Source organism: Legionella steigerwaltii, from assembly GCF_001468065.1.
Lineage (GTDB): Bacteria > Pseudomonadota > Gammaproteobacteria > Legionellales > Legionellaceae > Legionella > Legionella steigerwaltii.
This window is the reverse complement of the sequence record NZ_LNYZ01000043.1, coordinates 1-12,170: the sequence shown is the minus strand read 5'-3', so window position 1 is coordinate 12,170 and position 12,170 is coordinate 1. Positions and strand designations below refer to the sequence as shown.

Below are 12,170 nucleotides of genomic sequence, written 5' to 3'. Positions count from 1 at the left end.
ATGGCAATTGAGTGTGTTATTGATTTAATTGTGGCGAAAAAAGAAAAAGCTTTTATTATCTTTGAAGACGAGGGTTTTATCGCCTTTTTGGACTCTCGTCCTCTTTTTCCAGGACATACCTTATTAGCCCCTAAGATGCATATTAAAACACTCTATGATTTGCCTGACTCAATGCTATCCCCGCTTTTTTCATTAACTCAAAAAATAGGTAGGGCTGTTGAAAAAGCAATGGGAGCAGCAGGGAGCTTCATTGCAATGAATAACACCATTAGCCAAAGTATACCCCATCTTCATGTACATATTGTTCCTAGAAATAAACACGATGGGCTTAAGGGTTTTTTTTGGCCACGAACTCATTATAAAGATGAACAACATATGCAGGAAGTACAAGAAAAAATTAAGCATCAGTTGAACACTTATTAAACTTAAGAGTTGTAGCCTGGGTGCAGCGAAGCGTAACCCGGGATCGAGACTTGAATAATCCCGGGTTACGGCTATGCCTTCACCCAGGCTACTAATTACTCACGGATATAGCTTTCTTGCAATACTCGATCAATAGTATATGATGAAATGAGTATTAGACATCCCAGCGATTCAGTTCTGGAACGAACAAGGGATAACCATGCGTTTTCTAACCATTTTACTAGGATGTTACATTATGACTTCTAATATCGCATCTGCTGAGTCATCTCGACTCAATGATAATGCCTATGATTATTCATTTCATACTTTACGTGGGCATGAGCCATTACCATTATCATCATTTCAAGGGAAGGTTTTAATTATTGTGAATACGGCTTCAAAGTGTGGTTTTACTCCACAATATGCTCGGTTAGAGAAGCTTTATGAAAAATATAAGGACCGTGGTTTGGTGATACTGGGAGTCCCTTCAAACGATTTCGGCGGCCAAGAACCAGGAACAGAGCAAGAAATTGCTAGTTTTTGTCAAGTCAATTATGGGGTTACTTTTCCAATGACTGCTAAAGAAGTGGTTTCAGGAAAACATGCACATCCATTTTATCTTTGGGCTAGACAGAAATTAGGATTTGGCACGGCACCAAAATGGAATTTCCATAAATACCTTATTAATCGGAAAGGTGAGCTTATTAATTATTTCTATTCAACGACCTCTCCTGAGGCAGGACGATTGGTCAAAGTAGTTGAAAAAGCGCTTGATGAAGAGGCTTAGTTAATCCCCTCATCCGCCTTAGCGGGCCCCTTCTCCCCAAGGCGGAGAAGGGAAATTGGTGGGTTCCACAAAAAAATCCCCTCTCCCGAAACAGGAGAGGGGCAGGGGTGAGGGAAAAAAATTCCTAGAAGAACCACACTGTACTCAGATTTATAGGACAGTACCTATGTCGTGTACTCAACAGAATCATACCCACCGGCTACCTCATTATAGACTTGAACAATACTATCCAGTAATTGTGCTTTTTCTTGAATTAAAGTTAATTTACTGCGATCAAGATTAATTTTTGCATTGATTACACTACGATAGTCTTTGGAGCCTGCTTTATACTGAGCTAATGCAACAGCATATGCTTTCTTCGCTGCCAAATATCCTTTTTGAGTTTGCAAATAGGATAAATTGTCGTTCTGTTCGTTGGTTAGCGCATCATCTACATCTGCAAATGCGGAATGGAGTGTGTTCAAGTATTCATAATAAGTTGCTTTAAATCCAGCTTTAGCTGATTTGATATTTTCATAGGAACTGGCATTGAAAATTTTTGTTGAAGCAGCAACTTCTGCAACCCAGATATTCGTACTCAATTTTAAAAGATTCCTTAAATCAACAGAGGCACCGCCAATTAAACTGGTTAAGGCGATGGTTGGGAAAAAAGCAGAATAAGCCATCCCAATTTGTGCTTGAGCTATTTTTAAGTTATTTAAACCAATCATGATGTCTGGACGATTTTTTAAAACCGATGACGGTAATGATTTAGGGATCAAGTGATTTACGTTCAATGAAAGCAAGCTTCGATGAGTTGTAATTGGACCAGGGTTTTGATTCAATAAGAGGCGGATGGTATTCTCATTTTGCGCGATGACACTTTCAATTTGGGGAATCTTCGCCTCTTCCTGTGCCAACTGTTGATCAATATTTATTGGTACTTCGATATTGCTGGCTCCTCTCTTGAAACGAATTTGTTCCAGTTGATGCAGTTTCCTTAAATCACGACTCAGTTCTTTTTCAACCGCCAATTGTTCTCGCTGACTTAAGAGCATAAAGTAAGCACCGCTGATTTGGCTGATAATTACTAATTTTGTTGATTGTGCCTGGGCTTGTTCCATGGCTAATGACGCTTTGGCCGATTTAACATTATAAATATTATTTAAAATATTCACCGTATATTTGGGAGTAAAGCCGGTGTAGTATCCTCTAAACTTTACGTTGGAAAGATGAGAAAAAAAAGGATTGTTCGCTAATTGGCCTCTGGGCGTCACATGTGAATTCCAGGTCCCACCAGCAAAACCAGTAGCAGTTGCATCCAGAGTTGGGATCCAAGCATATTGAGCTGCTTTAAGTTGCGCTTGTGCTTGCTCAATCGTTGCATACGAACTTTTAATTGTATCATTGCAGGCCAATGCGTGCAGGATAAGCTGATTAAGTTCTGGGTCATGCAGCTTTTTCCACCATGCGATTCGGCTTAAGTCGGCTTTATTATCGATGTATTTTATTCCATTACGCGAATTTTTAGGATAATTCACTTTTTCAGGAATAGCGCAGTTTTTGCAACAACCCCAAAGCAAAATAGCAAATAGATTCAATAAGATAATTTTAATTTTTATCATTGTAAACAGACCCTAGTCGAGCTTCGTTTTAAATATTTTTCCCGTCAAGAAAATCAAAATAAGGGCAATCAATATAATGGGAAAAATATTAGGAACAATCTGGCTGAACGTGTTTCCCTTCAATAAAATCCCACGCGCAATCCGGATAAAGTACGTCATAGGCACGCAATACCCTATCATTTGTGCCCAATTAGGCATGCCATAGAAAGAAAAAATATAGCCTGATAAAAACATTGAAGGCAGTTGGTAAAAAACACTGAGTTGCATTGCTTGCATCGGGGTACGTGCAAGTGTGGAAAAAATCATACCCACCATTAAATTGGCAATAATAAATGGTGCAACCGCTATATAAAGCAAGACGATGCTTCCTTCAGTAGGAATATGAATCAGTGCTTTACCAAAAATTAAAATGCTGGTTAGTTGTAAGTAACCTAAAACGATGTAGGGTATTACTTTACCAAGAATAATTTCTGTTGGTTTTAATGGTGTACTTAGCAACATTTCCATTGTCCCCGACTCTTTTTCTGAGGTGATGGCGGTTGATGTAAGCATCACCATGGTGAGCGTGAGCAGTACGCCAATTAGTCCAGGAACGATATTATAAGAGCTTGTATTCGATTCATTATAAAGTCGGTGAATCGTGAGATCGACACTTCGCTTCGGATTAGTGATTGATGGGGAGCCTAAACCTTGTTTATTAAATGCATCCAGAGTTTGATTCAGTATGGGGAGCGCGTTGCTGAGTGCGCTGGCACTGCTTCCTGGATCGGAACCATCGATTTCAACCAGTAATTGTGGATTTTCGTTACGAATGTATTTACGAGTGAAATTAGGGGGAATGGTGAAGGCAAAGCTTATTTGCCCATTGGCGAAATCCTGATTCTTTTTACGTTCAGTCATTTGCTCATCATAAATCACTTTAAAATATCCTGAAGCCTCAAGAGCACTGACATAGCTTCGAGTTAATGGAGAATTGTCATAGCTAATAATGGTGGTGGGGAGATGTTTGGGATCAAATTCAATAGCAAAGCCAAAGAGAATAAGTAACATAATTGGTAAGATGACTAACATAGCTATAGTGCCGCGATCTCGTGTGATCAGAATAAATTCTTTACGTATTAAACCATCGAGGCGAGCTAAAGATAGTCCATGGAGTAGATTTTTAAACTTCATCGCATTAATCCGATAAACACCTCTTCAAAAGAAGGTGTAGTTTCTTTAAATGACAGGTCGCTGTTTTCGTCGATCATCTGCTTTAATAATTGGTGATTTTTTGATGAAATACGTAATTCATTATTTACAATTGAAGCTAACAGCTTTGGATATGAATTCTGTATTTTTTCCATTAAAGGATTTTGTTTTTTCCTATCAGTTTCTAATACATAAGTTTTGACTTTTGAGTGTGGAATTAAATCTCTTGTGCTGCCTGTATACAATAATTTCCCTATATTAATGTATGCTAGGTCGGTACACTTTTCGGCTTCATCCATGTAGTGCGTTGTTACGAGAATGGTGGTGCCATCACGTGAAGAAATTTTATGTAAATAATCCCAAAATTCTTTACGCGCTTTAGGATCAACTCCTGCAGTAGGTTCATCTAAGAATAATAATTGAGGTTTATGCAGTAAGCTGCATGCCAAGGCCAAACGTTGCTTCCATCCTCCTGATAAATTGACCGCTTGCACCTTGCGATAGTCCTCGAGCCCTAAATCTTTTATAATTTCTTCTATTGCTTTAGCTGAATTTTTTACCTGAAAAATATCTGCAATAAAGCGAAGATTTTCATTGACCGTTAATCCCATATAAAAGCTAAATTTTTGAGGCATATAGCCTGTTCGTTTTTTTATTTCATCACTTTGTTTTCGAATATCATAACCAAGACAAGTCCCTTCACCATCTGTGGGGGTTAACAGTCCACAAATCATGCGAATCGTTGTGGTCTTACCACTACCGTTTGAACCCAAGAATCCAAAGATGGAGCCTTTCTCTACTTGTAAGTTAATGCGATCTACAGCGACCTTTTCATCGAATTTTTTGGTTAATTCTTTTACATCAATTGCAAGATCACTCATTAGCTAATTCCAAGGTAACGGGGTGGCCTAGGTGAATTTTTTCTAGATCAGGACAGTTGATTTTTGCTTCAACCCGAAATACAAGGCGCTGACGCTCTTCACGAGAGTAAATGACAGGTGGCGTGTATTCAGCAATGTTTGAGATGTAGAAGATATGACCCGTTGCAAAATTAGGATTATGATCCGTCTTGATTTTAACTCGTGCATTAAGGCGTAATTGATCGAGTCGTTCCTCAGGAACGAAAAATACGGCTTTAATATTTTTTTTTGTAACTAAGGAAAGAACGGGGGCGCCTGCCTGAACAAATTCACCTCGTGTATAATAAGTATCAAATATAATTCCATTATCTGTGGCAAAGTTTTCTTTGCGCGTCACTTGCCATTTCTTATCAGCAGTATCAGCCTGATTGTTTTTAATTTTAGCGTCAATCCCAGTAAGCTGTTCTTTTGAAATGTTTAAATCTCTTTGTGCAGCATCGAGATCATTTTGGCTGGCTGCATTTTGTTTCCGCATTTCCTGGATACGACGATAATTGATTTCATTGTATTGGAGTTGGGTCAAAGTTTGTTGGCGTTGAGCGAGCAGATCTTTTTTGTTTAACTTGCTCATTTGTACATTATAAAGCTCGCTGGTTTGTTCTAGTCTAAATAGAAATTGATTGTTTTTGACCCGTTGCCCTCTTAGTATGGCGAGGTCAGTCAGTCGTCCAGCAAAATCTGCGGACAAATAGACAAGATCCGCATCAATATACCCACTAAAAGACTTATTTTCTTTCCCACAGGCTGTTAGCAGTAAGGCAGTCAATCCAATGAACAGCAATTTACGCATTTCAAATCCATCCTGTGCTTTTTAGTTAATACTGCGAGAATATCAGCAGATATGCTACCTGTGGAAAATAAATATGTATATTAAGCTCAAGAATTCTGTGTGTCAAAAAGAGTGAACCAATTGAATTAAATCATAAGTAATGACATAGCTAGCTTATATTGCCAGGCAGGAATGCGGATACTATTTGACCTCACCTTAGTAACATGTTAAACAACAACTCGAAGTTAAATCGCTAAGAATTTAAAAATTGCCGAGGAGTATCTTAATGAGTTTTAAATCGTTTTTTTGCGTTACAATTGCACTGTCTTCTTTATGCACGCACTCTGTTTTTGCAGCGCAAAAAACAGTTACCTATAAAAATGAAAGAGGTTCAATTTTAGAGCTTAATATTGTGGCAGATAATAAAGTTGAAGGTTATTTCACTACAGCAGTTGCATCAAAAACCTGTCCACAAGCAATTAAGCAAAAAAGACCTATTACGGGTTATACCGTAGGTAACGTACTATCCTTCAGTGTTGTTTACCCAATGTGTGAGTCCGTATTGAGTGTTAGTGGTCATTTTGACAAAAATCAACAAGCCATTGATACAATTTCCATACTGAATAAGCAAGCAAGCGACATTGCTCATGAAGGCCCAGGAGCCCGTTTTATTGGTCATGACGCATACAAAAAAATGGGATAAAAAATGGATGTAGCCTGGGTGAATTGTGGCCTGGATTAGTTTTGTAGCCTGGGTGCAGCGTAGCGGAACCCGGGATCGTTAATATAGTATTCTCCGGGTTCCGCTACGCTGCACCCAGACTACAAAACACTCAGCATTCATAGCACAGGTCTTGTCATATCGAGCACATCAGAGAAATATACCATGTTATACACTATAAATTTTCTTCGTTTGTACGCGATAATTTTTTTAGTTATCTATGACAGGCATTATTTTTTTAGTTTATGTTATAAAAAAGGCGCAGGGCTTACGACACAATTTGTGCCTTTTTATATTAACCAAGAGTGTCTCTATTGGGCATTTTTCGTAATATTTGCGACCTATTTAATTTTATTTTTTGTGACTGAATTGGCACGATATGTTTTTTCCCTAATTTTAGGAAAAAACAAGATTGGTTTGATTGCCAACATCGCAATTGTTGTTTTGACGACTTGGTTATTCTATCTTTTAAGATTGTTTTCTCTTGTTATCTAATAGTCTACGCCAGTTTTAAACCACGAAATACTCTGTGTAATTTGAGGAACATTAGTTCTTTTGTCTGAGTGATACTTACCACCAATAAAAACTGGGCAATGTAATAGAACAACATAATTAACACGGCTGTTGGTTTATTATTTGATAAAACAAATAAGTTTAGGGACAGAACAAAGTCAGACAACAAAAAGAGACAAGCTCCAATCCGGGTCAACAGGGATTGCTGTTTTACTTGGAATGCGCAAAAGACCATTAAGGTGAGCAGGCAGAGATAAGCAGCTACCGGTTTTTTCATTTCTCCCAAATAGGGGGATAAAAAGTAGAAGCTTACTAAGACAAATATTAAGATAGGTAAAAAAGAAAGCACGTTTTTGCTGCGAAATTGTATGTTTTTTAAAAACAAACAGATATAGGTACAGTGCGTTGCCATAAACGCTAAGATTCCTATTTGCAATGCCATTTTTATTGGCAAGGTTAAAAAAACATCACCAATTAATGAAAATCCTAAGGCAAAGAGTAACAAGATTTTTACCTGATTCGTGCAATTGACTTGTAGTGTAAAAAGCATAAGTAAAGCAATGGGAATGGGTTTAAGTAAAGTGGTCAAAGGATATTGGATAAAAGAAAGTAAGATAAGATAAAGTACCATGCTGAACAAAATGAAAGGCATAGTGATTTTAAATGGCTGTCCTGGCATGTAGGAATTCCTATAATTCAATAACTTAAATATCTCTAGTATACACATTCTTTCTCGTTCTTTTAATTTTTTGTTTATTAAAGGCAACTGTGGTTTAATAGCGTGCTTTTTGTGTTTTTTAAGGTCTAGTTATGAAAAAAATAATCGTACTTTTACTGCTTGCTTCCTTCTTTTCAGTAGGTCATGCCAGCAAGCTCAGTAAATATTTGAAACACATGGACGAAGAAGATAGAGCTCGTCAACAACGAGAATGGCAACAAGATATGAATTTCGGTGATTTTTCATTTCGATTGGATAGACGATACACCGATGATCAGGGACAACGTTGTCGTAACTATAGGTTTAGATCACGCAATAATCCTTTTCGCCATGGATATTATACTGTTTGTGACGAACGCTAAGCATTAATTGATTCGTGGTTTGGAATGAGCTTTGGAGTAGCTCTTCCATATTCCGATCAGCAAAAAATCTTAATATTTTGATTATAAATTTTTCAAATTGAAATGAAGAAAGCCATTCCATATTCTAGAATAACATCATATAGACCAAAATTTTCCTGTGGGGATGCAGCTCAATTTTAAGGATGCATTATGCGTAAGTCTATGATGATGCTTTTCCTATTAGCATTTACTTCTTGTAATTATGCCAATATCGCTAACAGTATTTTATTAAGCAGAACATCAGAACAGAAAACACAAATTCTAAGCGGTATTATCAATGCAGCCGGTGAACCCTGTATTCCAATTGGATCTTTTTATCAAGGTCTCGATATAAATGATGCCGCATATTGGAATGTTGCATGTTCCAATGGTCGTTCTTTTGTCATTCAAATAGCAAATGATGCAGAAGCAACAACCACAATCATTCAATGCAGTGCGATGAAATCATTGGGAGCTCAGTGCTTTAAACGATTTGGTTTTTAAATCGATACTGCGGTTTGCAAATGGGAAAAAATTTTTAATGAATTTAGGGACGGATAAATATTAATGGAGTTGAATGAAAGCAGGTTGTATACTCCATAGAAGTGGCATTAACAGTCGAACACCAAAAAGGGATTTTTTATGGAGCAGACAGTAGAACGTCGTGTTGTTAATTTAATTGCTAGAACGCAGGAAATCCCACCAGAGAAGATTGATTTGGATCAATCAATTGACCAGATTGTCCCTAGATCTCTGGATTTAGTTAATTTATTTTTTGACTTAGAGGATGAGTTTGATCTGGATATTCGAAATGATATCAATAAAGGGCAAACAATCCGTGAAATAGCAATTGATATTAAACAATTAATTGCTAAAAAAAATTAAAAACATTGATTCAGCCAACGCCTCAGCACATTCAGTGTCTTGAAAATCACTACGCTTCATTATGGTATTAAAAAATAGTTATAAGAACTATTTTTGCACATTTATTTATTTATTGTCATTAGGCTAAATAAAATTTAGAATGCCTCTTTTATTTAAGAGTAGGCCAAAATGACAGCATCATTATTAGAAACTTTTGGGATAAAAAAGCAACTTGAAACACCAGTTCCTCAACTTGGTATCACTAGCGATCTGTACACACGGCAATTAGAGTCACAACAATATTTTACTATTGAAAAGGACGCAAAGGCTGCTGATGGCAATAAGCTTGCTATTCACATTCAAGATGAGCAGAATTTTCGAATAGCTACTCGAAATCATATCGAATTTTTAAATAAATGCACTGCACTTTTTAAAGAAAAATCAACGCAACTAAAAAGTATTGATCAAAAAATTGCAGGAAGCGTGGCTTTTGGTGTCGCAGCAACAGCCTTGTCTTTTCTTCCAGTTGTTGGTTTTTTAGGTTGGATAGGCTGGGCCGCAACGGCCTACTTTATAAACCAACGTGCTACCGCATATGCCGAGTATCATGAATCATTAACACTTTTAGTCGGGGTATGTAATTGGTGTCTTGGGGAAGGTCCAGATAAGCGAAAAAATTCTATCCCTAATCTCACAAAGAATGAAGCAATACGTAATATGATGGCGGCACTTTATCCTGTTCTTACTAAGGATCAAGTCAATCATTTGATTGCAGATGATATTGAAAAAGAATTTGGCAAGGAATTAGAAGCGTATGAAAGTAGATTTCAATTAGGATTTTTCTCTAAACAAAATGCTAAGCAAGACGATACGATTGCGTTAAGTAAAAAGGGTGCCGAATTTAGTCGTTGTATTTATGGCTTTAATCGAGGTGGGTTTACTGATTATCTTCAGGCCATTGTATCCATTCTTCCCGATTTATATAAAGCAGCACTGCATGGTGCCCAACGCCTAAAATATTGGTGGCAAGAAAAATCAAATACTCCCGAAAAAGAAGATGAATCGCATACGTCCAAACCTACGGCGATGCTGTAATTAATATACATGACGGCACAAGCTAAAACTCAATTGAGCTTTGGCATGTGCCCTTTATCTTTTACTGCGGAATCGTTATTTGGATAGAATCCTACTCACACTATGATCACAAGTTAATTAGCTTTTGAGATATTTTTTTATCAAAAAGTTGAAAAATTTGCAGCTAAAGTCTATAAACAATTTTTGCCCTTCCAAATACATCTGTGTGCTCTAATCCAAGCATACAATGCAACATTGATAATGAGGAGAAAAAATGCAGCTTAAGGTTGAAGACATGGACGATGCGAACGTTTTTATCTACGGTAAAATGGGACCAGAAGAAACCAATCTCATTCTTTTTTCTAAAGCTGAATGGTTAAAAGTATCCTCTACGAAGGTCACTCAATTGCAAGAAAACGGCAGTAAGCTATGGTTGATACGGGATAGCCGAGTAGACGGATTACTCACAGTTCAATCCATTAGTTGGAATAAACAGCTCGCTCAATGGCAAATGAATGTGCCTCAACGTTATATGTTGTCAAATAGCGTAGGATGGATTGTGAATAATGCCGCCCCATTAAGTGATGAATTTTTTGTTGTTGTTGATTCAGCGGGTGGTATTATCCAAATGACCGATGAGAATACACAACCCCATCTTCCTGGATTATTAAAAATTCTATCCGAAAATGGTTATGAAGTAGAAAATAGAATTAATCCAAAAGTAGGGCAAGAAACAACATCCATAGGTTATACATCCTACCGTACGGACGCAAGTCTTCCCGAAGAAGACTCTCTTAGCTCAAAACTGGAGCCTACAACGGTCAATTTGCCAGAGGGTATGCTGATTGCACTTTCTTGCCCATTGACAACAATAAAGTCTGGGCAAATAAAAGTGATGAAAGACCCGGTTACATTGGTACGTGATGGCATTAGCTATGAACGTTCTAATCTATTGGAAAAATACCCTGATTTGGAAGAAGGAAAACACTTTTATCCAAATTTCAAACTCAAGACCATTATTAATTACGTCTCTGCAACTTCTTTAAGTCCTGAAGAGTATTGGGCGAAATTGCAAAAGGTAGAAGAAGATATCAAGGATCCAATTTTATTTAACACGATGAACGAACCCGTTTTAAGTCCTAGTGGACATTCATTTGAAAAAAGCTCTATAACGAAATGGATTAGCAGTAAACAAGTTGATCTGCCCTCAGTAAGTAATACTGTTCCTATTCCAGATCCAATAACCAGTCAGGATATTAGAGGGAAGTCCCTTGTAGATAATGTAAATTTAAGACAATTTATTAAAGCTTGGCCTGATTTTTACATGCAACAAGAATATTATTTGGCAATAACCCTTTCTGAAAAAACGCAATTAGTTAAATCAACATAATAAGCGTTCTATTGATTGTATTTTCATTTTTTATGGTATAGTTTTTTATGGCAATTTAATAAGGAAGTTTGGGGGTATGCACAAGGAGTACCACGGTGTTGTCACACGGTTTCTTCGCCAGGATGAACGACTCATTCAATCTGAAGAAAATGAAATGCCATTGGTGATCGAAGCAAATGGCTCTTCGGATTTCGGATTTTTGCAACAGTTTTTAGCATCCAATTCCCAGCAAATTCTTGATGATATGGCGCGTTATGGTGCTGTATTATTAAGAGGCTTTAATATTGAAACTGATGAACAATTCGAAAGGATCATTTTAAGTATCCCAGAGTTTCGAGGTATTAGCGAAGCGTTTATGTCTGAAAATGGCCGAGATCATGTCAATAATTTCAAGTACGTTTTACACACCAATACTGTTTATAAAACGGGAGGAACACTTTATCTAGGTGGATTTCACACTGAAAATTATTATTCCACTGATGTTCCAAGTTATCTTTGTTTTTGTTGTTTTCAACCATCAGAATTAGGTGGTGAAACGGGTTTGATTGATACACAAAAAATTTACAACCATCTGCATGATGGCTTGAAGCAGAAATTGGAAAAAAATTCTTTTTTCGTTTGCAAATGGACCATTGCAGAAATTGCGGACCGATACCAAATCACTAACGATGCAGTAAATAAAATATGTGATCACTTTAAGCTTCCTGTGATAGGTGAAGGAGAGGACCAGTTCGTCTTAATGTATAAACCGAGTGTTTTATTACCCTGGCGTCTAAAAGTTGATTATTCCCATGCAGCATATTTAGTCTCATTTTTCTTAAAAAAATTCATAATTTT

General features: G+C 37.1%; 15 protein-coding genes. 10 read left to right on the top strand and 5 right to left on the bottom strand.

All coding sequences use genetic code 11. The annotated features are described in order from the left end of the window. Positions 1-423, top strand: coding sequence for an HIT family protein (locus Lstg_RS16880; protein WP_058478783.1), 423 nt, complete (start codon positions 1-3; stop codon positions 421-423). A gap of 235 nt (positions 424-658) precedes the next feature. Then, entirely contained in the window at positions 659-1,189 is a 531-nt protein-coding gene (locus Lstg_RS16875) for a glutathione peroxidase (RefSeq protein WP_058478836.1), read from the top strand. A 164-nt stretch (positions 1,190-1,353) separates the two neighbouring features. Here the strand turns inward: Lstg_RS16875 and Lstg_RS16870 are convergent, their stop codons facing one another. From Lstg_RS16870 to Lstg_RS16855, 4 genes are read right to left on the bottom strand one after another with little or no spacing between them, the layout of a single operon-like run. After that, positions 1,354-2,793 carry a TolC family protein gene (locus Lstg_RS16870; RefSeq protein WP_058478782.1) on the bottom strand — a complete coding sequence of 480 codons (1,440 nt, stop codon included), beginning with the start codon at positions 2,791-2,793 and terminating at the stop codon, positions 1,354-1,356. A 12-nt stretch (positions 2,794-2,805) separates the two neighbouring features. Then, a complete protein-coding gene (locus tag Lstg_RS16865) occupies positions 2,806-3,966 on the bottom strand; it encodes an ABC transporter permease (protein ID WP_058478781.1) in 1,161 nt (386 codons plus the stop codon). Then, on the bottom strand, positions 3,963-4,865 hold the full coding sequence (locus Lstg_RS16860) for an ABC transporter ATP-binding protein (RefSeq protein ID WP_058478780.1): 903 nt from the start codon (positions 4,863-4,865) through the stop codon (positions 3,963-3,965). Before Lstg_RS16860 ends, Lstg_RS16865 begins: the two co-directional genes overlap by 4 nt. Continuing rightward, positions 4,858-5,694, bottom strand: a complete 837-nt coding sequence (locus Lstg_RS16855) for an HlyD family secretion protein (RefSeq protein WP_058478779.1) — start codon at positions 5,692-5,694, stop codon at positions 4,858-4,860. The genes Lstg_RS16860 and Lstg_RS16855 overlap by 8 nt, the downstream gene beginning before the upstream one ends. Before the next feature lie 265 nt (positions 5,695-5,959). Between Lstg_RS16855 and Lstg_RS16850 the strand changes: the two genes are divergently transcribed. Together Lstg_RS16850 and Lstg_RS16845 are read left to right on the top strand one after the other, a co-directional pair. Then, the gene (locus Lstg_RS16850) at positions 5,960-6,376 is read left to right on the top strand and encodes an avidin/streptavidin family protein (protein ID WP_058478778.1); all 417 of its coding nucleotides are present in this window, start codon (positions 5,960-5,962) and stop codon (positions 6,374-6,376) included. A 183-nt stretch (positions 6,377-6,559) separates the two neighbouring features. Then, positions 6,560-6,889 carry a hypothetical protein gene (locus Lstg_RS16845; RefSeq protein WP_058478777.1) on the top strand — a complete coding sequence of 110 codons (330 nt, stop codon included), beginning with the start codon at positions 6,560-6,562 and terminating at the stop codon, positions 6,887-6,889. Between the two features lie 4 nt (positions 6,890-6,893). Here Lstg_RS16845 and Lstg_RS16840 read toward each other — a convergent pair whose 3' ends face one another. Beyond that, the gene (locus Lstg_RS16840; RefSeq protein ID WP_058478776.1) at positions 6,894-7,586 is read right to left on the bottom strand and encodes a lysoplasmalogenase; all 693 of its coding nucleotides are present in this window, start codon (positions 7,584-7,586) and stop codon (positions 6,894-6,896) included. Positions 7,587-7,717: 131 nt separating this feature from the next. Between Lstg_RS16840 and Lstg_RS16835 the strand changes: the two genes are divergently transcribed. The 6 genes from Lstg_RS16835 to Lstg_RS16810 form a co-directional block, all read left to right on the top strand. Next, positions 7,718-7,987 (top strand): hypothetical protein, encoded by a 270-nt coding sequence (locus tag Lstg_RS16835; RefSeq protein ID WP_058478775.1) that lies wholly within the window; start codon positions 7,718-7,720, stop codon positions 7,985-7,987. Positions 7,988-8,176: 189 nt separating this feature from the next. Next, the gene (locus Lstg_RS16830) at positions 8,177-8,509 is read left to right on the top strand and encodes a hypothetical protein (RefSeq protein ID WP_058478774.1); all 333 of its coding nucleotides are present in this window, start codon (positions 8,177-8,179) and stop codon (positions 8,507-8,509) included. A gap of 138 nt (positions 8,510-8,647) precedes the next feature. Continuing rightward, positions 8,648-8,890 (top strand): acyl carrier protein, encoded by a 243-nt coding sequence (locus tag Lstg_RS16825; protein WP_058478773.1) that lies wholly within the window; start codon positions 8,648-8,650, stop codon positions 8,888-8,890. A gap of 168 nt (positions 8,891-9,058) precedes the next feature. After that, positions 9,059-9,964 carry a hypothetical protein gene (locus Lstg_RS16820; protein WP_058478772.1) on the top strand — a complete coding sequence of 302 codons (906 nt, stop codon included), beginning with the start codon at positions 9,059-9,061 and terminating at the stop codon, positions 9,962-9,964. A gap of 253 nt (positions 9,965-10,217) precedes the next feature. Further along, complete coding sequence (locus Lstg_RS16815) at positions 10,218-11,333, top strand: U-box domain-containing protein (protein WP_058478771.1); 1,116 nt, start codon at positions 10,218-10,220, stop codon at positions 11,331-11,333. Between the two features lie 76 nt (positions 11,334-11,409). Beyond that, positions 11,410-12,170: TauD/TfdA family dioxygenase (locus Lstg_RS16810; RefSeq protein WP_162264087.1), on the top strand; the 761-nt coding region annotated here is incomplete at its 3' end.

What these genes read in the sequence shown, in the direction of transcription:
- Lstg_RS16880 (WP_058478783.1), top strand. Translation starts at nt 1, where the DNA reads ATGGCAATTGAGTGTGTTATTGATTTAATTGTGGCGAAAAAAGAAAAA.
- Lstg_RS16875 (WP_058478836.1), top strand. Translation starts at nt 659, where the DNA reads ATGACTTCTAATATCGCATCTGCTGAGTCATCTCGACTCAATGATAAT.
- Lstg_RS16870 (WP_058478782.1), bottom strand. Translation starts at nt 2,793, where the DNA reads ATGATAAAAATTAAAATTATCTTATTGAATCTATTTGCTATTTTGCTT.
- Lstg_RS16865 (WP_058478781.1), bottom strand. Translation starts at nt 3,966, where the DNA reads ATGAAGTTTAAAAATCTACTCCATGGACTATCTTTAGCTCGCCTCGAT.
- Lstg_RS16860 (WP_058478780.1), bottom strand. Translation starts at nt 4,865, where the DNA reads ATGAGTGATCTTGCAATTGATGTAAAAGAATTAACCAAAAAATTCGAT.
- Lstg_RS16855 (WP_058478779.1), bottom strand. Translation starts at nt 5,694, where the DNA reads ATGCGTAAATTGCTGTTCATTGGATTGACTGCCTTACTGCTAACAGCC.
- Lstg_RS16850 (WP_058478778.1), top strand. Translation starts at nt 5,960, where the DNA reads ATGAGTTTTAAATCGTTTTTTTGCGTTACAATTGCACTGTCTTCTTTA.
- Lstg_RS16845 (WP_058478777.1), top strand. Translation starts at nt 6,560, where the DNA reads ATGTTATACACTATAAATTTTCTTCGTTTGTACGCGATAATTTTTTTA.
- Lstg_RS16840 (WP_058478776.1), bottom strand. Translation starts at nt 7,586, where the DNA reads ATGCCAGGACAGCCATTTAAAATCACTATGCCTTTCATTTTGTTCAGC.
- Lstg_RS16835 (WP_058478775.1), top strand. Translation starts at nt 7,718, where the DNA reads ATGAAAAAAATAATCGTACTTTTACTGCTTGCTTCCTTCTTTTCAGTA.
- Lstg_RS16830 (WP_058478774.1), top strand. Translation starts at nt 8,177, where the DNA reads ATGCGTAAGTCTATGATGATGCTTTTCCTATTAGCATTTACTTCTTGT.
- Lstg_RS16825 (WP_058478773.1), top strand. Translation starts at nt 8,648, where the DNA reads ATGGAGCAGACAGTAGAACGTCGTGTTGTTAATTTAATTGCTAGAACG.
- Lstg_RS16820 (WP_058478772.1), top strand. Translation starts at nt 9,059, where the DNA reads ATGACAGCATCATTATTAGAAACTTTTGGGATAAAAAAGCAACTTGAA.
- Lstg_RS16815 (WP_058478771.1), top strand. Translation starts at nt 10,218, where the DNA reads ATGCAGCTTAAGGTTGAAGACATGGACGATGCGAACGTTTTTATCTAC.